Raw genomic sequence first — 22,430 nt, forward strand, 5'->3', positions numbered from 1 at the left:
GCCCCGCGCGGGCACCGGGCGGGCCGGGGCCGTGTCCCCCGGGGCGGAGCCCCCGGGGGCGGATCCCCTGAGAGGGAGGACCTCAATGCCGTACGAGAGCACCGCGCCCGCCACCGCGCCGCCCCTGGGCGTGGGCATGGTCGGGTACGCCTTCATGGGACAGGCACACTCCCAGGGCTGGCGCACCGTGGGACGGGTCTTTGACCTGCCGCTGGCGCCCGCGCTGGCGGCGGTGTGCGGGCGCGATCCGGCGGCCGTACGGGCGGCTGCGGCCCGGCTGGGCTGGGCGGCGGCCGAGACGGACTGGCGGGCCCTGATCGCCCGCGACGACGTGCACCTCGTCGACATCTGCACCCCCGGCGACAGCCACGCCGAGATCGCCCTCGCCGCGCTGGCCGCCGGCAAGCATGTGCTGTGCGAGAAACCGCTGGCCAACACCGTGGCGGAGGCGGAGGAGATGGCGCGGGCCGCACGCGAGGCGCGGCAGCGCGGCCAGGTCGCGATGGTCGGCTTCAACTACCGCCGCACCCCGGCACTGGCGCTCGCCCGCCGCATGGTGGCCGACGGCCGGCTGGGCACGCTGCGCCATGTGCGGGTCAGCTACCTCCAGGACTGGCTGGTGGATCCGGCCTTCCCGCTGGCGTGGCGGCTGCGCAAGGAGGCGGCCGGCTCCGGTGCGCTGGGCGATCTGGGGGCGCACGCCATCGACATCGCCCAGCACCTGGCGGGCTCGCCGCTGACCGGTGTCTCGGCGCAGACGGAGACGTTCGTGCGGTACCGGCCGCTGCGCCAGGACGCGCCCGACGGCGAACTGGGCGAGGTCACCGTGGACGACGCCGCGCTGTTCACGGGCCGGCTGGCCGCCGGGGCGCTGGCCTCCTTCGAGGTCACCCGGGTCGCCGCCGGCCGCAAGAACGCGCTGCGCGTCGAGGTGAACGGCACCCTCGGCTCCCTCGCCTTCGACCTGGAGCGCCTCAACGAGCTGGAGTTCCACGACCACACCCAGGCGGCCGGCGAGTCCGGCTTCCGCCGCATCCTCGTCACCGAGCACGACCATCCGTATCTGGAGGCGTGGTGGCCGCCCGGCCACGGGCTCGGCTACGAGCACACCTTCACCCACCAGGCCCGCGACCTGGTGCACGCCGTCGCGGCCGGCACCCAGCCGGCGCCCTCCTTCGAGGACGGGCTCCAGGTACAGCGCGTGCTGGCCGCCGTCGAGGAGAGCGCCCGCCGAAACTGCGTCTACACGCCGGTGGCGGAACCCACACCGGCCTAGGAGGTCACCGTGCCACGGAAGTTCACGCTCTTCACCGGACAGTGGGCCGACCTGCCGCTGGAGGAGGTGTGCCGGCTGGCCCGCGAGTTCGGCTACGACGGCCTCGAACTCGCGTGCTGGGGCGACCACTTCGAGGTCGACCGGGCGCTCAAGGAGCCGGACTACGTCGCCGGGCGCCGCGCCCTGCTGGAGAAGCACGGCCTGGAGTGCTGGGCCGTCTCCAACCATCTGACCGGCCAGGCCGTCTGCGACAGCCCCATCGACGAACGGCACCGGGCCATCGTGGCCCCGCGCATCTGGGGCGACGGCGACCCCGAAGGGGTGCGGCGGCGGGCCGCGCAGGAGATGAAGGACACCGCACGGGCCGCCGCCGCGCTGGGCGTGGACACGGTCATCGGCTTCACGGGCTCGTCCATCTGGCACCTGGTGGCCATGTTCCCGCCGACCCCGCCGGAGATGATCGAGCGCGGTTACGAGGACTTCGCCGAGCGGTGGAACCCCATCCTGGACGTGTTCGACGCGGAGGGGGTGCGCTTCGCGCACGAAGTCCACCCCAGCGAGATCGCCTACGACTACTGGACCACCCAGCGGGCCCTGGAGGCGGTGGAGCACCGGCCGGCCTTCGGGCTGAACTTCGACCCGTCGCACTTCGTGTGGCAGGACCTGGACCCGGTCGGATTCCTCTACGACTACCGCGACCGCATCTACCACGTGGACTGCAAGGAGGCCCGCCGCCGGCTCGACGGCCGCAACGGGCGCCTCGGCTCGCACCTGCCCTGGGGTGACCCGCGGCGCGGCTGGGACTTCGTCTCGGCCGGGCACGGCGACGTCGCCTGGGAGGACGTGTTCCGGATGCTGCGGGCCATCGGCTACGAGGGCCCGGTCTCCGTCGAGTGGGAGGACGCCGGCATGGACCGGCTGGCCGGCGCGCCGGAGGCCCTGGCCCGGCTGCGGGCCTTCGACTACGACCCGCCGAGCGCGTCCTTCGACGCGGCGTTCGGCAACTGAGCGGACGGCGGGGGACAAAGCCCCCGGGAGAGGGAGACCTGGAGGGCTTTGTCCACCCGCTGGACAATTCAACACGGCACCGTGTCAAAGGGCTTCACGCCCCGGACAAACGCGGCTACGGTCCCAGGGACGACGCAGCCGCGCACGCACAGCACAGTCACGACGGCACCCCCGCACCGCACCCGTCACACCCCCGTACCTCCATGGAGGAACGCTGTGCACACACCACACCGCAGACTCCGCACCCTCCTGGCGTCCTTCACGGGCGCCCTCCTGATCGCGGGCGCCGCCACCGCCGGCGCCCAGGCCGCACCCACCGCCCCCACCGCGCCCCCGGCCCCCCGCGCCGAGACCGCCTTCCAGCAGGTGACACTCGCCAAGGGCGTCGCGGAGACGGGCGAGCCGATGACGATGGCGGTACTGCCCGACCGCTCCGTCCTGCACACCTCGCGGGACGGCACCCTGCGCCTGACCGACGCCAAGGGCAACACCAAGGTCTCCGGCACCCTCGACGTCTACAGCCACGACGAGGAGGGCCTCCAGGGTGTCGGGGTCGACCCCGGCTTCCGCAAGAACCGTTTCGTCTACCTCTACTACGCGCCCCCGCTGGACACCCCGGAGGGCGACGCGCCGGACGCCGGAACCGCCGAGGACTTCAAGAAGTTCGACGGCGTCAACCGGCTCTCCCGCTTCCGCCTCGCCAAGGACGGCACCCTGGAGAAGGGCAGCGAGAAGAAACTCCTCGACGTGCCCGCCAGCCGCGGCACCTGCTGCCACGTGGGCGGCGACATCGCCTTCGACTCCAAGGGCAACCTGCTGCTGTCCACCGGGGACGACTCCAACCCCTTCCAGTCGGACGGCTTCACCCCCATCGACGAGCGCGCCGACCGCAACCCGGCGTTCGACGCCCAGCGCTCGGCGGGCAACACCAACGACCTGCGCGGCAAGATCCTCCGCATCAAGGTCAAGAAGAACGGCGGCTACACCATCCCCAAGGGCAACCTCTTCAAGAAGGGCACCAAGAAGACGCGGCCCGAGATCTACGCGATGGGGTTCCGCAACCCGTTCCGGATGACCGTCGACAAGAAGACGGACACGGTCTACGTGGGTGACTACGGCCCCGACGCGGGCGCCGCCGACCCCCGGCGCGGGCCGGCGGGCCAGGTCGAGTTCAACCGCGTCACCAAGGCGGGCAACTTCGGCTGGCCGTACTGCACCGGCAAGAACGACGCCTACACCGACTACGACTTCGCCACCGGCACCCCGGGCGAGAAGTTCGACTGCGCCGCCCCGCGCAACACCTCGCCGCGCAACACCGGACTGACGAAGCTGCCGCCCGCGCAGCCCGCGTGGATCCCCTACGACGGGGCCTCGGTGCCCGAGTTCGGTGACGGTTCGGAGTCCCCGATGGGCGGCCCGGTCTACCGCTACGACGCCCGCAACGACAACCCGGCCAAGTTCCCGAAGGAGTACGACGGCGACTTCTTCGCGGGCGAGTTCGGCCGCAAGTGGATCAAGCGGATCGAGCAGGACCGCAACGGCGAGGTCACCAAGATCAACGACTTCCCCTGGACCGGTACCCAGGTCATGGACATGGACTTCGGCCCCGACGGCGCGCTCTACGTCCTCGACTACGGCACCGGCTACTTCAACGGCGACGAGAACTCCGCGCTCTACCGCATCGAGAACGCCACCGACGGCCACAGCCCCGTCGTGGAGGCGAGCAGCGACGTGAGCGACGGACAGGCACCGCTGACGGTCGCCTTCACCGCGAAGGCCACCGACGAGGACGGTGACACCACCAAGCTGAGCTGGGACTTCGGTGACGGCGCCACCTCCACCGAGGCCAACCCCACGCACACCTACCAGGAGAACGGCACCTACACCGCGACCGTCACCGCCGAGGACCCCTCGGGCCGCACCGGATCGGCCAGCGTCCACGTCACCGTCGGCAACACCGCGCCCAAGGTCGAGGTCGAGCTGCCCGCCGACGGACAGCCCTTCTCCTTCGGCGACGAGGTGCCCTTCCGCGTCGAGGTCACCGACCCCGAGGAGGAGCAGATCGACTGCTCCAAGGTCACGGTCAACTACATCCTCGGCCACGACAGCCACGGCCACCCCATGACCTCCGCCAAGGGCTGTGAGGGCACCCTCAAGACGCAGGCGGACGGCGAACACGACCCCAACGCCAACATCTTCGGCGTCATCGACGCCTCCTACACCGACAACGGCGCGAACGGGCAGCCGCCGCTGACCAGCCACGGCCAGAGCATCCTCCAGCCCAAGCACCGCCAGGCCGAGCACCACACCACCGCCGCGGACGGCGTCACCGTCGGCGCCGTGGACCAGGCCGAGGGCGGCAAGGCCGTCACCGGAGCCCGCAACGGACAGTGGATCTCCTTCGATCCGTACGCGCCCGCCGGTGTCAGCAAGCTGACCGCACGCGTGGCCGGCAAGGCCGACGGTGCGATCGAGGTCCGCACGGGCAGCCCGGACGGTCCCCTGCTGGGCACCGCGAAGGTCTCCGCCACCAGCGGCTGGAGCGAGGTGAGCACCGCGATCGGTGACGTGCCCCAGGGCGCGGACACGCTCTTCCTGGTCTTCACCGGAGGCGACGGAGCCCTCTTCGACCTGGACAGCTTCACCGTGACCACCGGCTGAGAGGAGGACGGTCATGACAGCGCACCGCCCCCGGGCGCACCGCCGGCGGGCCCGGCTCACCGTGGTGGCCGCCGCCCTCCTCGCCGGTGCCGCCGCACTGCCGAGCCAGGCCGCCCAGCCCGGCCCTGAGAGCCGGCCCGGCCCCGGCCCCGGCCCCGGCGCGGAGACGGCGAAGGTCCTGGTCTTCTCCAAGACCGCCGGCTTCCGCCACGACTCCATCCCCGACGGCATCGCCGCCGTCCGGGAGCTGGGCGCCGAGCACGGCTTCACCGTCGACGCCACCGAGGACGCACGGGCCTTCACCCCGCGCCGGCTCGCCCGGTACGACGCGGTGGTGTTCCTGTCCACCACGGGCGACGTGCTGGGCAAGCAGCAGCAGAAGGCGTTCGAGAAGTACATCGGCGACGGCGGCGGCTACGTGGGTGTGCACGCCGCCGCCGACACCGAGTACGACTGGAAGTGGTACGGCGGACTGGCGGGCGCCTACTTCGCCTCCCACCCCGCCGTCCAGCCCGCCACCATGGAGATCGAGGACCGCGGCCATCCGGCCACCGCCCACCTGGGCGAGCGGTGGAACCGCACCGACGAGTGGTACGACTACCGCAACAGCCCGCGCGGGCGCGTCCACGTCCTGGCCTCCCTCGACGAGAGCTCCTACACCGGCGGCGCCATGGGCGAGGACCACCCGCTGGCCTGGTGCCACGAGTACGCGGGCGGCCGTGCCTTCTACACCGGCGCCGGGCACACCAAGGAGTCCTACGCCGACCCCGCCTTCCGCCGGCACCTGCTGGGCGGCATCCGGTACGCCACCGGCAGCGTGCGGGCCGACTGCCGGCCCGAGCGCGGATACCAGCCGCTGTACGACGGGCACGGGCTCGACGGCTGGCGGCAGGCGGGCCCCGGCTCCTTCGAGGAGAGCGAGGACGGCACCCTCACCACCCGCGGCGGCATGGGGCTGCTGTGGTACGCGGCGCGCGGCTTCTCCTCGTACTCCCTCAAACTCGACTGGAAGATGACCGGCGACGACAACTCCGGTGTCTTCGTCGGCTTCCCCGCCTCCGACGACCCGTGGTCGGCCGTGGACAACGGCTACGAGATCCAGATCGACGCCACCGACACGGACGACAAGACCACCGGCTCCGTCTACGGCTTCCAGTCGGCGGACCTCGCCGCACGCGACGCGGCGCTCAACCCGCCGGGGGAGTGGAACACCTACGAGATACGCGTCCAGGGCGAACGCCTGCGCGTGTACCTCAACGGCGTGCTCGTCAACGACTACACCAACACCGACCCGGCCAGAAGCCTGGCCGACGGCCACATCGGACTCCAGAACCACGGTGACGACGACGAAGTGGCCTTCCGCAACGTGCGCATCCGGCCGCTGGACTGACCCGGCCGGGGCCCGCCCGCCACGGCCCCGGCCACCGCCCGGACAACGGGCGCCCCCTCCCGCCCCGGGAGGGGGCACCCCGGCCGGGCCCGCCCCCGCGCACCTTCGCGGACGCCGGGGCCGGACCCCGCCGCAGGCGTACCGCACCACCGCATGCAGGGAGGACGAGGACAACGTGAGCACCCACCCGCGCACGGGCGTCTGGCTCATCGGCGCCAGAGGCTCCGTGGCCACCACGACCGTCATCGGCGCCGCGGCCCTCGCGGCGGAACTCCACCGCCCCACCGGACTGGTCACCGCGACACCGCCGTTCGCCGGCGCCTCCCTCCCACCCCTTGACTCCCTCGTCTTCGGCGGCCACGACACAGCCACCTGCCCGCTGCCCAAACGGGCGGAGGCCCTCGCCGAGGCGGGCGTCGTCCCCCACCGCCTCCCCTCCGCGCTCGGCGCCGAACTGGCCGCCGCCGACGCCGCCGTGCGGCCCGGCGCCCCCGCCCCCGACCGGACCTCCGAGGACGCCGTCATCGAGGCGTTGGCCGCCGACATCACCGCCTTCACCCGCGAACACGGCCTCGCCCGCACCGTCGTCGTCAACGTGGCCAGCACCGAACCCCAGCCCGCCGCGTCCGACGACCCGCTCCCGCCGAGCTCCTGCTACGCGGCGGCGGCACTGCGCGCCGGCTGCCCCTACGTCAACTTCACGCCGTCGGCCGGACTGCACCACCCCCGGCTGGCCGCGACGGCGCGTACCGCCGGCGTCCCGTACGCCGGCCGCGACGGCAAGACGGGGCAGACCCTTCTGCGCTCCGTCCTCGCCCCCATGTTCGCCCAGCGCGCCCTCGCCGTGCGGGCCTGGTCCGGCACCAACCTGCTGGGCGGCGGCGACGGCGCAGCCCTCGCCGACCCGGCCGCGGCGGCGGCCAAGAACGCCGGCAAGGAACGCGTGCTGGCCGACACCCTCGGAGCCCTCCCCGAGGGCGAGGTGCACATCGACGACGTCCCCGCGATGGGCGACTGGAAGACGGCCTGGGACCACATCGCCTTCGACGGCTTCCTCGGCTCCCGCATGATCCTCCAGACCGTCTGGCAGGGCTGCGACTCCGCACTCGCCGCCCCCCTCGTCCTCGACCTCGTCCGCCTGGTCGCCCGCGCCGCCGAAGCGGGCGTGACCGGGCCCGTGGACGGGCTGGGCTTCTACTTCAAGGACCCCGACAGCGGCCCCGCGGACCTGCCCGGCCAGTGGCAGTCCCTGCTCGCCCTCGCCGGCCGGCTGGCCGACGACGGCCCGCGCGGAGCCGCCGTATGACCGGCCGGGCGGCGGCATGGGCGCAACTGCTCCGCCTCTCCGCCCTGTTCACCGTGCCCGGCGACACCCTCGCGGGAGCGGCGGCCACCGGACGCGGCCCCCACCGCACCACCCTGCTGGCCGCCGGCTGCTCGCTGTGCCTGTACGAGGCGGGCATGGCCCTCAACGACTGGGCCGACCGCGAGCAGGACGCGGTCGAACGGCCCGAGCGGCCCCTGCCGTCCGGCCGCATCCGGCCCGGCGCCGCCCTCGCCGCCGCCGGCGCCCTGACCGCTGCCGGGCTCGCCCTGGCCGCCCGCGCCGGCCGCCTGCCCCTGGTCACCGCCACCGCCCTGGCCGCCACCGTCTGGGCGTACGACCTGGGCCTGGGCCGCACCCCGGCCGGACCGGCCGTCATGGCGGCGGCCCGCTTCCTCGACGTCACCCTCGGCGCGACGACCGTCCTCACCGGCCCGGACGCCCGGCAGCCCACGGCCGCACCACACCGGGCGGACCGCGCGCCAGCGCCCCGGGCGGGCCGCGCGCCCGGGGCCCGGACCGGTAGTGCGCCCGCCACCGGGGCCGGTGCCAAGCCCGCCCCCCGGGGCGGCGCGAGGCCCGCAGCCCGCGTGGGCGTCGTGGCCGCGGCCCGGGCCGGTCGTGTGCCCGCCACCGGGGCCGGTGCCGAGCTTGCCCCCCGGGGCGGCGCAAAGCCCGCAGCCCGCGTGGGCGTCGTGGCCGCGGCCCGGGCCGGTCGTGTGCCCGCCACCGGGGCCGGTGCCATTGCCGCCCCCCGGGGCGGCGCGAGGCCCGCAGCCCGCGTGGGCGTCGTGGCCGCGACCCGGGCCGGCCGTACGTCCGCCACCGGGGCCGGTGCCATTGCCGCCGCCCGGGCGGGCGGCGTGCCCTCGCCCCGGCCGGTCCGTGCCCCCGCAGCCCGGACCGGCCGTACGTCCGCCACCCGGGGCGGCACCAAACCCGCCGCCCGCGCGGACCTCGTGCCCTCGCGCCGGGCCGGTGCCGCCTCCGCGCTGGGCGCCGCGGCGGTCATGGCCGCCCACACCTTCGCGGTCACCGCCGTCTCGCGGCGGGAGGCACAGGGCGGCGCCCCCGGCGTACCGCTGGCCGCACTCGGCGCCGTCGGGGCCCTCGCCGCGTGGACGGCACGACGGCGCACCCCGCTGGCAGGCGCCGCCGGCGCCCTGTACGCCGCCACCGCCGCACGGCCGCTGGCACACGCCGTGCTCAACCCGTCGCCACCACTGCTCCAGCGGGCGGTCGGCGGCGGCATCCGCGCCATGATCCCGCTCCAGGCGGCGCTCGCCGCCGGTGCCGCCCCGCCCGGCGGCGGCAGCGCCCGGCGCCCGGCCGCGTCCGCCACCGGACTCCTGGCGCTGCTGCCCCTCGCCCGCCGCCTGTCCCGGAAGGTCAGCCCCACATGACGCCGTACCCCACAGCCGACCGCCCCGCCCCCGCGCTGCGCTACGCCTACGGCACCAACGGCCTGGCCGACCTGCGGCTCGACGACGCCCTGGCCCTCCTCGCCGACCTCGGCTACGCGGGAGTGGGGCTCACCCTCGACCACATGCACCTCGACCCGCTCGCCCCCCACCTCGCCGCCCGTACCGCACGGGTGGCCCGCGCCCTGGAGCGGTACGGGCTGACCGTCACCGTCGAGACCGGCGCCCGGTACGTGCTCGACCCGCGCCGCAAACACCACCCCACACTGCTGGACGCCCGCCCGGAGGCCCGCTCCGCCCGCACCGGACTGCTGCTCACGGCCGTACGGGTCGCCGCCGACCTGGGCGCGCACGCCGTGCACTGCTTCAGCGGCCCGCTGCCCCACGGCACCGCGCCCCAGGAGGGATGGGCGCGGCTGGCCGCCGGGATCGGCACGGTGCTGGACGCCGCGGACGCGGCCGGCGTCCCGCTCGCCGTCGAACCCGAGCCGGGCCACCTGCTGTCCGATCTGGACGGCTTCCACCGGCTGCGGACCGCGCTGGGGGACCCCGCGGCCCTGGGACTCACCCTGGACGTGGGGCACTGCCAGTGCCTGGAGCCGCTGCCGCCCGACGCCTGTGTGCGGGCGGCGGCGCCGTGGCTGCGGCACGTGCAGATCGAGGACATGCGGCGCGGCGTCCACGAGCATCTGCCGTTCGGCGCGGGGGAGATCGACTTCCCGCCGGTACTGGCGGCGCTGCGGGACGCCGGGTACGAGGGGCTGGTCACCGTCGAACTGCCCCGCGACTCGCACGCCGGACCCGACCGGGCCGCCGAGTCGATCCGTTTCCTGACCCGCGCGGAGACTGCCGCCGCCGCACAGGCCGCGGGGGCGGTGCGGGCGCCGGACGGGGCACGGACGGCCGGGCCGCCCTGTGCCCAGCGTCCGGCGCAGGCCGCGGGCCCCGCCCCGGGGGTGCCCGGTGCGGACCCGGCACGGGAGGGTGCCAGATGCTGACCCCGCTCGCCTCGCTCCGCACCGGTCTGGAGCTACGGCTGACCGTCGAGTCCCGCGCCTGGCTGCACCGGGCCCTCGCCGAGGCCGCCGACACGAAAACCGGCGCCGGCACCACCGCATCGGCCACCGGCGCGGACACCACCGCATCGGCCACCGGCCCCGGCACCGCCGAGAACACCGCCGGCCCCCGCGGACTGCCCGCCTGGGAGCTGCACTTCGTCACGGCGGGCCGCAACTGCCGGCCCGCCGAGCGCCACGCCCAGGCCGGGCACGACGTGGTGGACGCCGCCCGCGTCCTGCTGCTGCACGCCGCCGCGCCCGGCACCGACACCGTCGTCCGCCTCTACGAGCGCGGTTCCGCGGACGAGCGGCGGGCCGTGCTGCTGGCCCTCCCGCACCTGGACCCACCGCCCGGCACGCCGCGTGCCCTCGCCCTGGTCGAGGACGCGCTGCGCACCAACGACACGCGGCTGGTCGCCGCCGCCCTGGGCCCGTACGCCGCCACGCACCTGGACGCACACCAGTGGCGGCAGGGCGTACTGAAGTGCCTGTTCACCGGGGTACCGGTGGACGCCGTCGCGGGCCTGGAACACCGTGCGGCGGGGGACGGCGAACTGGCCCGGATGCTCACGGACTACGCCCGCGAGCGCTCCGCCGCGGGCCGCACCGTCCCCGAGGACCTGCACCGCGTACTGCGGCTGGCCCGGTTCGAGAACACCTAGCCCCTCGGCCCCGTCGCCCACCGCCCGCACAGGAGACCGCCCCGGAGTCGTAGCCGGCCGCCACAGCGAGGAGCGTGACGTCCCATGCCGTCCGAGATCCGCCGCATCTTCGACCCGCACATCCACATGACCTCCCGCACCACCGACGACTACGCCGCGATGTACGACGTGGGGGTGCGCGCCCTGGTCGAGCCGTCCTTCTGGCTGGGCCAGCCCCGCACCTCACCGGCCAGCTTCTACGACTACTTCGACGCGCTGCTGGGCTGGGAGCCGTTCCGCGCCGCGCAGTACGGGATCGCCCACCACTGCACGCTCGCCCTCAACCCGAAGGAGGCCAACGACCCGCGGTGCGTCCCGGTGCTGGAGGAGCTGCCCCGCTACCTGCTCAAGGACGGGGTGGTGGCCGTCGGGGAGATCGGCTACGACGCGATGACCCCGGCCGAGGACTCCGCACTGGCCGCCCAGCTCGAACTCGCCCTCGCCCACGGACTGCCCGCCCTGGTCCACACCCCGCACCGCGACAAGGCCGCCGGGCTCGCCCGCACCCTGGACGTGCTGCGCGAGTCGAAGCTGCCGCCCGAACGGGTGGTGCTCGACCACCTCAACGAGACCACGGTGGGCCCCGCCGCCGACAGCGGCTGCTGGCTCGGTTTCTCCATCTATCCCGACACCAAGATGGACCCCGACCGCATGGTGCGCATCTTGCGGGTGCACGGCACCGAACGGGTACTGGTCAACTCGGCGGCCGACTGGGGACGCAGCGACCCCCTCAAGACCGCCCACGTCGGAGAAGCCATGCTCGCGGCCGGCTTCGACGAGGACGCCGTCGACCAGGTGCTGTGGCGCAACCCGGTCGCCTTCTACGGCCAGAGCGGACGGCTGCGCCTCGAGGCCGCACCACCGGCCGAGCAGCTCTACCAGGGCAACTCCGTCCTGCGCGGCGGGGAGTGAGGCCGGCGCCATGCGATTCCGCCACCCCGACGGCTCCGTCGTCCACCTCGCCTACTGCACCAACGTGCACGCCGCCGAGCAGCTCGACGGCGTCCTGCGCCAACTGACCGAGTACGCCGAACCCGTACGCCGCCGACTGCACCGCGACCGGCTCGGCATCGGCCTGTGGCTGGCCCGCGACGCGGCCCGCACCCTCACCGACGACCCGGCCGCGGTACGGCGGCTGCGCGCCGGACTGGAGAGGGCCGGACTGGAGGTCGTCACCCTCAACGGCTTCCCCTACCAGGGCTTCGGCGACGAACACGTCAAATACCGCGTCTACCGCCCCGACTGGACCGACGACGCCCGCCTGGACCACACCACCGACCTGGTCCGGCTGCTGGCCGCGCTGCTCCCCGACGACGTACGCGAAGGCAGCATCTCCACGCTGCCGCTGGCCTGGCGCACCGGCTTCGACGCGGAGGCCCGGCACCGGGCGCTCAGCCGCCTGCACACCCTCGCCGCCCGGCTCGACGCGCTGGAGGAACTGACCGGGCGCACCATCCGCGTCGGCCTGGAGCCCGAACCCGGCTGCACCGTCGAGACGACCGCCGACGCCGTCGCCGCCCTCACAGGCGACGACGCCCCGCCCGCCCACCGCATCGGCGTCTGCGTGGACACCTGCCACCTGGCCACCGCCTTCGAGGACCCCGCCGAGGCCGTGGCACGGCTCACCGGCGCCGGGCTGTCCGTCGTCAAGACCCAGCTCTCCGCCGCCCTGCACGCCGAGCATCCCGAGCGCCCCGAAGTCCGCGCGGCCCTCGCCGAGTTCGCCGAGCCGCGCTTCCTGCACCAGACCCGCGCCCTGACCCCCACCGGCGCCCTGCGCGCCACCGACGACCTCGACCGCGCCCTGGCCCCCGGCGCCCTGCCCGTCACCGGCCCCTGGCGCTCGCACTTCCACGTCCCCCTGCACGCCCCGCTCAGCCCGCCGCTGACGGCCACCACGCCCGTGCTGCGCCGGACGCTGGAGCAGCTCGTCGGCGGACCGGCCCCCCTCACCCGGCACCTTGAGGTGGAGACCTACACCTGGCAGGCCCTGCCGACCGCGCTGCGGCCCACCACCCGCGCGCAGCTCGCGGACGGCCTCGCCGCCGAACTGTCCACGGCCCGGGACCTGCTCGTCGACCTCGGACTCAAGGAGCTGCCGTGAACCGGACACCCACGGCCACCGGACGGCACGCCACGACCCACGCCGCAGCACGTCGCACGGGACGGGAAACGGACGGGGGAGCGCGGTGACGACACCCCTGCTGGTCATCGACGTCGTGGGCCTCACCCCCGCCCTGCTGGCCCACATGCCGAACCTGAGCGCACTCGCCGAGAACGGCTCCCGGGCTCCGCTGGGCACCGTCCTGCCCGCCGTCACCTGCGCCGCCCAGTCCACGTTCCTGACCGGCGAACTCCCCGCCGGGCACGGCATCGTCGGCAACGGCTGGTACTTCCGCGAACTGGGCGACGTCCTGCTGTGGCGGCAGCACAACGCCCTGGTCGACGGCGAGAAACTCTGGCACGCCGCCTGCGCGCGGCAGCCCGGCTACACGGTGGCGAACATCTGCTGGTGGTACGCGATGGGCGCCGACGTCGACTGGACGGTCACGCCCCGCCCCATCTACTACGCCGACGGCCGCAAGGAACCCGACTGCTACACCCGGCCGCCCGCCCTCCACGACGAACTCGTGGCCGAACTGGGCGACTTCCCGCTCTTCACCTTCTGGGGCCCCGGCGCGGACCTCACCTCCTCACAGTGGATCATCGGCGCCACCCGGCACATCCTGCGCACCCGCCGCCCCGACCTGGCCCTGGCCTACGTCCCCCACCTCGACTACGATCTCCAGCGGTACGGCCCCGACGACCCGCGCGCCCACCGCGCCGCCGCCGACGTGGACGCCGCACTCGCACCCCTGCTCGCCGACGCCCGCGCCGAGGGCCGCACCGTCGTCGCCCTCTCCGAGTACGGCATCACCCCGGTGCGCCGCCACGTGGACATCAACCGGGTGCTGCGCCGCGCCGGGCTGCTGAACGTCCACACCCAGGACGGCATGGAGTACCTCGACCCGTGGACCTCCCGCGCCTTCGCCGTCGCCGACCACCAGCTCGCCCACGTCTACGTCCGCGACCCCGCCGACCTGCCCGCCACCCGCGAGGCGCTGACGGGACTGCCCGGTCTGGAGCGGCTGCTGGACGACAGCGGCAAGAAAGAGGCCGGCCTCGACCACCCCCGCGCGGGCGAACTGGTCGCCGTCGCCGAGGCCGACGCCTGGTTCACCTACTACTACTGGCTCGACGACCGCCGCGCCCCCGACTTCGCCCGGCTCGTGGAGATCCACCGCAAACCCGGCTACGACCCGGTCGAACTCTTCATGGACCCGCACGACCCCTACGTCCGGCTCCGCGCCGCCGCCGCGCTGGCCCGCAAGAAAGCCGGCCTGCGCTACCGCATGGCCGTCGTCCCCCTGGACCCCTCCCCGATCCGCGGCAGCCACGGCCGGCTGCCCGACCGCACCGAGGACGGCCCCGTCCTGCTCTGCTCCCGCCCCGACGCCCTCGCGTCCCGCGAACCGTTCCCCGCCACCGACGTGAAGCGCCTGCTTCTCGACCTCGCACTGGGAGACGCCTGATGAGATCCGCACACTCCGAGCACCCCGAACTCGACCGCAAGCTGCGCCGCCGCGGCTTCCTCGGCGTCGCCGCCGGCGCCACGGCCGCGGCCCTCCTCAGCCCCGGCACGGCGACCGCCGCCCCGGGCCCGGCCACCGGGCAGGCGCACGGGCACCGCCCGATCGTGCCCCGCGGCAAACTGGGCATCCAGTTGTACACCGTCCGCGACCAGATCCAGAAGCTGGGCTTCGCCCCCGTCTTCCGGGCACTGGAGCGCTACGGGTACGACTCGGTGGAGTTCGCCGGGTACACCCAGGGCACCGGCGAGATCACGCTGCGCGGCCTCAAACGGCTGATGCGGGACCACGGCCTGCGCGGCATCGGCAGCCACGTCGGCTACTGGTCCACCGACCCGGCCGCCTACACCTTCGCCACCCAGCTGGAGAAGGTCGTCGACGACGCGGCGGCCCTCGGCCTCCCGCACGTGGGCACCGCGGCGAGCCCGGACCGCTACGGCCGCACCGTGGACGCGTGGAAGCGCGCCGCCGAGGACTTCAACACCTACGGCGCGGCGGCCCGCGCCCGCGGACTGAAGTTCTACCAGCACAACCACCAGATGGAATTCGGCTTCGCCGAGGACAAGCCGCACATCCGCCTCTACGACGTGCTGCTGGCCGAGACCGACCCCGAGCTGGTCCACCTGGAGATGGACATCTACTGGGCGTACGCCGGACAGCACCGCTTCAGCGTCCGCCCCGACGGCACGCCCGCCCCCTTCGACCCCCTCGACTACGTGCTGGCCCACCCCCACCGCTACCCCCTCTTCCACGTCAAGGACGGCGAACACGACGAAGCGTCACCGGACGGCTACCACATGGTGGACGTCGGTGACGGCGACATCGACTACGAGCACTTCGTGGACACCGTGCTGCGCCGCCACCGCGGCCGGGCCGGCCACCACTGGCTGATGGAACGGGACGACGCCGTCGACCCCGCCGCCAACCCCGCCGGCTCCCTCACCTCGGCCCGCCGCTCCGCGGCGTACCTGCGCGGCAAGCGGTAGCGGAGAGGACATCCCCGGTGAATGGCGCATATCACCACCATTCACCAGCAAACCCAGGTGAGAAGCACTCCAAACCCTTGGTATCGTTACGGGCGTCGCCACGGCAGCCCAGCTCCGTGGCACAGCCCGGTCCGGGTGGCGGAATGGTAGACGCGCTAGCTTGAGGTGCTAGTGCCCTTTATCGGGCGTGGGGGTTCGAGTCCCCCCTCGGACACACCGGAAAAGACCCCAGCTCACCTGGGGTCTTTCTGTTTCTGGAACCTGTGCCCACGGGCACGGCGGACGTCGCGGGAGCACGGCCGGCGCCGCCCCGGCTCCTCGGCGGGAGCGGCTGCGCAGCTCGTTTCACCCTCCCGGCTTCTCGTACAGGACGGTTTCCTCGTCGCAGCCCGCTGCTCGGAAGCCGGCTTTTGTCAGGACCGCGTGGGAGGCGGCGTTGGTGTGGGCGGCGCGGGCCCGGACGAGCCGCACCGACGGGTCGGCGAGGGCCCAGCCGGCCAGTGCGGTCAGCGCTTCCGTGGCACAGCCCTGGCCGCGGGCCGCGGTGACCACGTCGTAGCCGGTCTCCACCATGCCGTGCGCGTCCGGCGGGGCGTGGAAGCCGATGCCGCCGACAGCACGCCCGTCCTCGGCGCGGACGATCACATAGGTGCCCCAGCCCGGCCGGTGGGAGCCCTCCTCCGCGGCGCTCGCCACCATGCCGGCGGCGGTCCTCGTGCCCTCCTCGGGGCCGTTGCCGGCCCAGCTGAAGCCGCCGCTGCCGCCCTCGCTCAGGTCCGCCGCCAGAGGAGGCGACAGCTCGCACAGCAGCAGCCGTTCGGTGCGGAGCGGGGCGGCGTACCAGCGCCAGGCCGTGAGGGGCGGCTCGCTCCCGTCTGCGGGCCGGCCGGTGGCGTACAGCAGCCGCTGCCAGGGGTCGGCACCCTCCGGGCGCGGCACGTGGGGGAAGAGGCGGTCCAGGACGCGTTCGCACAGCCGCGCCGGGGGTTTCCAGGGGGTGCCGGGGAACGCGGCGGTGATGTCGTGGGTGTGCACCAGCGCCTCGACGATGCCCATCGCGGCGAACCCGTCGGGGCCGGCCGCGCCGTAGGGGTGCCAGCCGCGCACCTGCGGGGGCGTCGTACGGACGGCGGCGCTGAGCAGTCCGCCGGTGGCGTGCACGATGCGCGCGAGTCCCCGCGGGTCCGTGCCGGGTACGGCGACGATCTCGAAGGGGGCGTATCCCTCGGCCGCCCTGCCCGTCAGCTGGGTGGCGTAGCCGACGAAGTCGTCGGCGAGGTGGACGGCCGTCTCCCGGCAGCTCCACTCCAGTCCGTGCGCGGGCACCGACCAGTCCTCGTCCACCACCGCGCGCAGCGCGGTGGTGACGGCGGCCACCGTGGCGTCCACGTCGTCCGCCCAACCGTCCGTGGGGCTGCCTGAGTTGGCGTCGCGCGCCGCTGTCTCCATGCGCGGCGAGTGTAGGGCTCGCCGTGAGACCCGGCCAACGCTTTGTTCCGTGCGGGCCGCCACGCGGCGCCGGGAACGCCGCGCCGGGACCCGCCCCGGCGCCGCGTCGTCCGGCGACGGTGGCCTCAGACCGCGGACCAGCCGCCGTCCACCGGCAGGACGGCGCCGTTGATGTTCCTCGCCGCGTCCGAGGCGAGGAACACGATGGCCGCCGCCTGGGTCTCCGCGTCGGCGGGCCGGCCGACGTTGCCCATGTAGGGGGCGAGGGTGCGCGGTCCGTGGGCCTCGGGGTCGGTGTCGAGCCGGATGCCGGTGACGGTGCCGCCCGGGGCTATCGCGTTGGCACGCACGCCCGTGGTGCGGTACATGACGGCCAGCGACTTGGTCAGGCCCACGACACCGTGTTTGGCGGCGGTGTACGCGGCACCCGCGGCCGATCCGCGCAAGGCCGCCTCCGACGCCGTGAAGACGATCGCGCCCCGTCCCGCCCGCAGCATATGGGGCAGCGCGGCCCGGGTGAGGCGGAACGGCGCGGTCAGGTTGACGCGGATGAGCCGCTCCCACTCGGCGTCGGTCACCTCGGCGAGGGCCGACATGCTGTCCATGATTCCGGCGTTGTTGACCAGCACGTCGATGCCGCCGAACTGCCGCACAGCCGTGTCGACGACCGTGTCCACGACGGTCTGTTCACCGAGGTCTCCGACGACGGCGACCGCCCCGCCCCCGGCCCCCTCGATCTCCTCGACGACTGCGGCGGCACCCTCGGCGTCGAGATCGGCGACGGTCACCCGAGCGCCGCGCTCCGCGAACGCGAGGGCGGTCGCCCGGCCTATGCCGGAGGCGGCTCCGGTGACGACCACACCGCGGTCGGCGAACTCGCCGGAGGTGTTCATGTGCTGCTCTCTCCTGTCCGTGGTGAGGGGTGAGGGCCGGCGAGTACCGGCGTGCGGGCCCGGCACCTTCGCCCGGCGCCGGGGCACCTGCGGCCTGCCCGTCCGTGCGCGCTGTCACTTCTCGGACGCCGTACCCGGTGCCGGGCTCTCCCGCGCCCCGGGGGCCTCGTCTTGCGCCCGTACCGGGGTGAGGCGCAGTACCGTTCCGTCGCCGTTGGCGGCGAGAAGGAGGGAGCCGTCGGGGGCGGCTGCCAGGCCGGCGAAGAGGCGGGGGACGCCGGGCATGCCGTGGGCGAAGAGGGCGGGCCGGGCGCGCGGCACGGTGCCCGGCGGCGGTCCCAGGGGCAGGTCCTCCGCGTCGATGCGGCTTTCCGCCGTGGTGAGGGAGACGGACCGGAGCCGGCGGTATGCGGCCTCCACGACGAACAGCTCGTCCCCGAGGACCGCCAGGCCCTGTGGCGCTCCGAGCCCGTCCACGACGGTGCGCAGTTCTCCGTCCTCGACGCGCAGCACCGCACCGTGCGACTCGTCACTGACGTAGACGCCTCCCTCCGCGTCGAGGGCGACGTCCACGGGACGGCCGGCGCCTTCGGCGAGCACGGTGACGGTGTCGCTCGCGTCGACGGTGACGATCCGGGCGGCCCCGGCCTCCGCGACGACGAGCGAGCTGTCGGGCGCGACGGCGATTCCGCGGGGCTCGTCCAGGCCCTTCGCGCGCAGCCGGGTCGTGTCGTGCGCGAGGTCGTGGGTGTGCACCTCCCCGTACTGCGAGGTGCTGTGGACCAGGCCGCCGGCCGCTACCACGCCGTGTACGAACGGCGGCAGGAAGGTGAGGGAGGCCACGCCGCCGCCCGTGCCGCTCGCCGCGGGGAGCCGGACGGGTTCGCCCTCGTGCGTGGCCGCCGGGGTGGCGAGGCGGTAGTGGTCGCCCGCGTACACGGTGCCGCCGAGGTCGACGGTCACACCGTAGGGGCCGCCCAGACCCCGGGGGACGATCTCGCGGGTGCGGCCGTCGGGACGCAGTTCCGTGATGCCGCCGCCGGCGTAGCTGGAGACGAACATACGGTTCTCGCCGTCGAAGGCCGCGTTGTCCAGCCCCGTCAGACCGCTGACGACCTGGGTCCGCGACCCGCTGCCGTGCAGGTCGATGCGGGTCACGATGCCCTCGACGCCGCGGGAGAGGACGTGCAGGACGCCGCCTCGGTCGAAGCGGACGGCGACCGGCTCGTGCACCTGGCGGGCCACCACCTCGGCCTGCCCGCCGTCGGCCGGGATGCGCCACACCTCGCCGGTGAGCATGTGCGGGTAGTACAGATGGCCGTCCGGACCGCGCTGCATGGCGTTGCCCATGGCCAGATCGTCGGTGAGGACCACGGGATCGCCGCCGTCGGGGAACAGCTCCACCAGCCGTCCGCCCGGCAGCATCTCGTTGACGAAGAGCCTGTCGCCGGCGCATGTGATGCCGTTGGGCATCCGCACCCGGTCGGAGACCAGGGTGTACGCGCCCTCGGGGCTGCGGCGCCACACCCGGCCCGGTACCAGATCGGCGATGTACATGGAGCCGTCCGCGCCGAAGGCCAGGTCGTCCGGGGACTGCACCGGGCTGTCCATCGGTACGACGACGTCCACATCCCCGGTCGCCGGGTCCACCGCGCTGATGCGCCCCGCCAGATACTCCGCGACGTACAGCCGTCCGTCGGGGCCGAAGGCGACGCCGTTGGAACCCCACAGCCGGTGGGGCGGATTGAGCCGTTCGGCCCGCCAACGGGCGCAGGTGGGCCGCCGGTTGCCGCTGTCGTCGAATCTGCTGGGCCGTGCCCATGCCGCCGCTTCCGTCACTCTGGGCCTCCCGTTCACTCGGCCGGGGCGAGGACGTCGTTTAGGCCGCCGTCCGAGCGCCACCGGCGGAGCAGGTCGTGGAAGACGACGGGTCCGTGCGCGTACGTGTCATCGCGTCCGCGCGGCTTGCCCTCGTTGTTGTAGTAGCCGGGCGTGCATTCGGCCTGGAACCTGTGCAGGTCCGGCGCGTGCTCGCGCAGGCTCGCCAGCCAGCCGTCCTCGGCCTGCGGGCTCGGCTCGATGCGGCGTGCCCGGCGCCTGCGGGCCTCGGCGACGATCTCGGCGACGTGCAGGGCCTGTTCGTCGAGGACGTGCACGAAGTTGACGGAGCTGGCCTTCTGCAGCGGGCCGAGGTGGAAGAGGTTGGGGAAGCCGTGGCTGCAGAAGCCGTGGAGGGTCTTCGGGCCGTTGCGCCACGCCTCCCGGAGCGAGACGCCTCCCCTGCCGTACACGGGGAGCCGGCCGGACAGCACGCCGGAGACGCCGACCTCGAAACCCGTCGCGAAGATGATGCAGTCGACCTCGTACTCGGCCGGGCCGACCACCACACAGGTCTCGGTGATCCGCTCCACGCCGTGGGTGTCGGCCGTGTCCACCAGGGTGACGTTGTCCCGGTTGAAGGTCTGGAGGTAGGTGTCGCTGAACGTGGGGCGCTTGCACATGTAGCGGTACCACGGTTTGAGCTTCTCGGCCGTCGCCGGGTCCGTCACGACGGCGTCCACGCGGGCGCGCAGCTCGTTCATCTTGCGGTGGTCGGTGATCTCATAGGCCCGTTCCCTCACCTCGGGCGGCAGGTGTGCGTCGGCGCCGGTGGGGATGAGCTTCTCGTGCAGGCGTGCGCTGCCGGTCCAGGCGTCGTTCACCAGGTCCTCGTCCACCGGGGCGCCGGAGAGGACGTCGAGGAAGTTCTCCATGCGACGGCGCTGCCAGCCCGGTTCGAGGGAGGCGGCCCACTGCGGGTCGGTGGGCCGGTTGTCACGTACGTCCACCGTGGAGGGCGTCCGCTGGAAGACGTACAGGTGCCCGGCGTCGGCGCCCAGGTGCGGCACGGCCTGGATGGCGGTGGCGCCCGTGCCGATGAGGGCGACGCGCTTGTCCGCGAGTTCGTGGAGGCCGCCCGACGCGTCGCCGCCCGTGTAGGCGTAGTCCCAGCGGCTGGTGTGGAAGGTGTGCCCCGTGAAGGTGTCGATGCCCGGGATGGACGGCAGCTTCGCCTGGCTGAGCGTCCCGGTGGCCAGCACCACGTAGCGGGCCCGCACGGCGTCGCCCCGGTCGGTGCTCACCAGCCATGCGGAGTCGTCCTCGCACCAGCGCAGTCGGGTCACCGCCGTCCGGAAGCAGGCGTCGTCGTAGAGGCCGAAGTGCCGTGCGAGGGCCCGCGCGTGCTGCCGGATCTCCTCGCCCGGCGCGTAGCGCCACTTCGGTACGTAGCCGACCTCTTCGAGCAGCGGCATGTAGATGTACGACTCGATGTCGCAGCGGATGCCCGGGTACCGGTTCCAGTACCAGGTGCCGCCGAAGTCCCCGCCCTTCTCGATCACCCGGATCGACTCCAGGCCCGCCTGCCGCAGCCGTGCGGCGGCCAGCAGTCCGCCGAAACCGCCGCCGACCACGACCGCCTCGACCCGGTCGTGCAGCGGCTCGCGGCGGACGTCGGGTTCGGCGTAGGGGTCCTCGGCGTAGTAGCCGAACTCTCCCTCCGTGCGCCGGTACTGCGCGTTTCCGTCCGGGCGGATGCGCCGGTCGCGCTCCGCCCGGTACTTCGCACGGAGGGCCTGGAGGTCGAAGTCGCCTTCCGGCGGGTCGGCCGGTGCGTCGCCGTTCGCGGTGGGAGGTGCGGACATCAGGGAGCGTGCGCTCCTTTCGCGGCTCGGGTGCCGGCCGGTTCCGGGGGCCGGGCGGGCGTGCGGTCGTGCCGTCGCCCCGCACGGGCAGCGGGCCCGTGGCCACTGGTGCTGCGCAGGGCTTCGCGGAGGCCGGGAACGACCGCGACCCCAGGAACCGTACATAGCTGTACGGTTCCTGGCCAGTGCGCGTCCCGGCCTTGGCCGGTTCTGTCCCCGCCCGTGTCCGGTCCGCCCATCGGCCGTGCCCGGCCCGGCGGTTGGCGGGGCCCCGGCCCCGGCGGTCCCGGCCGGAGGGCCGCCGCTACCCTTCCCGTATGTCGACGGACACCGGACGGGCCCTGCGGCGCGACGCCGCGCGCAATCGGGAGCGGCTGCTGGAGGCCGCCCGCCGGCTGTTCGCGGAGCGGGGGCCCGACGTGCCGCTGGAGGACGTGGCACGCGCCGCGGCGGTCAGCCGTACGACGCTGTACCGCAACTTCGCCACCCGGGAGGAGCTCGCGGCGACCGTCTTCGAGGCCAACGTGGACCGCATCGAGGAGCGGGCCGCCGCCCTGCTGGACCGACCGGACGGCGCCGTGGAACTGTTCGGCTACGTCCTCGACATGCAGGAGAGGGACCGCGGCATCGTGCACGTGCTCGCGGGGGCGGACATCGCCTGGTTCAAGGGGCTCGCCGCCCGGACGACGCGCGCGTTCGAGCCGCTGCTGGCGCGGGGCAAGGAGGCCGGCACCGTCCACCCCGAGGTGGAGGCCGGGGACGTGCTGACGGCGCTCAGGATGGCCGAGGCCGCGACGCCGCCGCACGACGCGCCCGACCGGGAACGTCTCGCCCGCCGCGTACGCGCCATGCTGCACCGCACCCTGTTCACCGGCCGCTGAACGGGAGCGCCCGCCCGTACCGGGTGCGGCGGGGCACGGAGGGCGGGTGCCTTCCGGCTGCGCCGGGCGG

General features: G+C 74.2%; 17 protein-coding genes and 1 tRNA gene. 14 read left to right on the forward strand and 4 right to left on the reverse strand.

What is annotated here, in order from left to right; genetic code table 11:
* Positions 1-85: 85 nt before the first annotated feature.
* The 13 genes from IO40_RS0121190 to IO40_RS0121250 all read left to right on the forward strand — a co-directional run bounded on the left by IO40_RS0121190 (position 86) and on the right by IO40_RS0121250 (position 15,668).
* Complete coding sequence (locus IO40_RS0121190) at positions 86-1,276, forward strand: Gfo/Idh/MocA family protein (protein ID WP_016470709.1); 1,191 nt, start codon at positions 86-88, stop codon at positions 1,274-1,276.
* A 9-nt stretch (positions 1,277-1,285) separates the two neighbouring features.
* On the forward strand, positions 1,286-2,284 hold the full coding sequence (locus IO40_RS0121195; protein ID WP_016470710.1) for a sugar phosphate isomerase/epimerase family protein: 999 nt from the start codon (positions 1,286-1,288) through the stop codon (positions 2,282-2,284).
* A 216-nt stretch (positions 2,285-2,500) separates the two neighbouring features.
* Positions 2,501-4,945 (forward strand): PQQ-dependent sugar dehydrogenase, encoded by a 2,445-nt coding sequence (locus tag IO40_RS0121200; RefSeq protein ID WP_016470711.1) that lies wholly within the window; start codon positions 2,501-2,503, stop codon positions 4,943-4,945.
* Between the two features lie 13 nt (positions 4,946-4,958).
* Entirely contained in the window at positions 4,959-6,335 is a 1,377-nt protein-coding gene (locus tag IO40_RS0121205; RefSeq protein WP_016470712.1) for a ThuA domain-containing protein, read from the forward strand.
* 175 nt (positions 6,336-6,510) lie between these two features.
* Entirely contained in the window at positions 6,511-7,641 is a 1,131-nt protein-coding gene (locus tag IO40_RS0121210; RefSeq protein ID WP_016470713.1) for an inositol-3-phosphate synthase, read from the forward strand.
* Positions 7,638-9,062, forward strand: coding sequence for a UbiA family prenyltransferase (locus IO40_RS39475; RefSeq protein ID WP_033229328.1), 1,425 nt, complete (start codon positions 7,638-7,640; stop codon positions 9,060-9,062). Before IO40_RS0121210 ends, IO40_RS39475 begins: the two co-directional genes overlap by 4 nt.
* On the forward strand, positions 9,059-10,078 hold the full coding sequence (locus IO40_RS0121220; protein WP_016470715.1) for a sugar phosphate isomerase/epimerase family protein: 1,020 nt from the start codon (positions 9,059-9,061) through the stop codon (positions 10,076-10,078). Before IO40_RS39475 ends, IO40_RS0121220 begins: the two co-directional genes overlap by 4 nt.
* On the forward strand, positions 10,072-10,800 hold the full coding sequence (locus IO40_RS38270) for an EboA domain-containing protein (protein WP_016470716.1): 729 nt from the start codon (positions 10,072-10,074) through the stop codon (positions 10,798-10,800). The genes IO40_RS0121220 and IO40_RS38270 overlap by 7 nt, the downstream gene beginning before the upstream one ends.
* Positions 10,801-10,884: 84 nt before the next feature.
* A complete protein-coding gene (locus IO40_RS0121230; protein ID WP_016470717.1) occupies positions 10,885-11,751 on the forward strand; it encodes a TatD family hydrolase in 867 nt (288 codons plus the stop codon).
* A 10-nt stretch (positions 11,752-11,761) separates the two neighbouring features.
* On the forward strand, positions 11,762-12,943 hold the full coding sequence (eboE, locus tag IO40_RS0121235; RefSeq protein ID WP_031175926.1) for a metabolite traffic protein EboE: 1,182 nt from the start codon (positions 11,762-11,764) through the stop codon (positions 12,941-12,943).
* A gap of 85 nt (positions 12,944-13,028) precedes the next feature.
* Positions 13,029-14,411 carry an alkaline phosphatase family protein gene (locus IO40_RS0121240; protein WP_031175927.1) on the forward strand — a complete coding sequence of 461 codons (1,383 nt, stop codon included), beginning with the start codon at positions 13,029-13,031 and terminating at the stop codon, positions 14,409-14,411.
* Positions 14,411-15,454, forward strand: coding sequence for a sugar phosphate isomerase/epimerase family protein (locus IO40_RS0121245; RefSeq protein WP_031175928.1), 1,044 nt, complete (start codon positions 14,411-14,413; stop codon positions 15,452-15,454). Before IO40_RS0121240 ends, IO40_RS0121245 begins: the two co-directional genes overlap by 1 nt.
* A 129-nt stretch (positions 15,455-15,583) precedes the next feature.
* Positions 15,584-15,668: transfer RNA gene (locus IO40_RS0121250), tRNA-Leu, on the forward strand.
* Positions 15,669-15,799: 131 nt separating this feature from the next.
* On the opposite strand, the gene IO40_RS0121255 is transcribed toward IO40_RS0121250, so the two are convergent.
* The 4 genes from IO40_RS0121255 to IO40_RS0121270 form a co-directional block, all read right to left on the reverse strand.
* Positions 15,800-16,903, reverse strand: coding sequence for a GNAT family N-acetyltransferase (locus tag IO40_RS0121255; protein WP_041969087.1), 1,104 nt, complete (start codon positions 16,901-16,903; stop codon positions 15,800-15,802).
* Between the two features lie 125 nt (positions 16,904-17,028).
* Positions 17,029-17,796 carry an SDR family NAD(P)-dependent oxidoreductase gene (locus IO40_RS0121260; RefSeq protein ID WP_031026237.1) on the reverse strand — a complete coding sequence of 256 codons (768 nt, stop codon included), beginning with the start codon at positions 17,794-17,796 and terminating at the stop codon, positions 17,029-17,031.
* Positions 17,797-17,910: 114 nt separating this feature from the next.
* On the reverse strand, positions 17,911-19,635 hold the full coding sequence (locus IO40_RS0121265; RefSeq protein ID WP_031175930.1) for an NHL repeat-containing protein: 1,725 nt from the start codon (positions 19,633-19,635) through the stop codon (positions 17,911-17,913).
* A gap of 14 nt (positions 19,636-19,649) precedes the next feature.
* Positions 19,650-21,479 (reverse strand): flavin-containing monooxygenase, encoded by a 1,830-nt coding sequence (locus tag IO40_RS0121270; RefSeq protein ID WP_031175931.1) that lies wholly within the window; start codon positions 21,477-21,479, stop codon positions 19,650-19,652.
* A 317-nt stretch (positions 21,480-21,796) separates the two neighbouring features.
* Between IO40_RS0121270 and IO40_RS34935 the strand changes: the two genes are divergently transcribed.
* Complete coding sequence (locus IO40_RS34935; protein ID WP_051719288.1) at positions 21,797-22,360, forward strand: TetR/AcrR family transcriptional regulator; 564 nt, start codon at positions 21,797-21,799, stop codon at positions 22,358-22,360.
* Positions 22,361-22,430 lie beyond the last annotated feature (70 nt).

The sequence above is a fragment of the Streptomyces albus subsp. albus genome (genome assembly GCF_000725885.1).
GTDB classification, from domain to species: Bacteria; Actinomycetota; Actinomycetes; order Streptomycetales; family Streptomycetaceae; genus Streptomyces; species Streptomyces albus.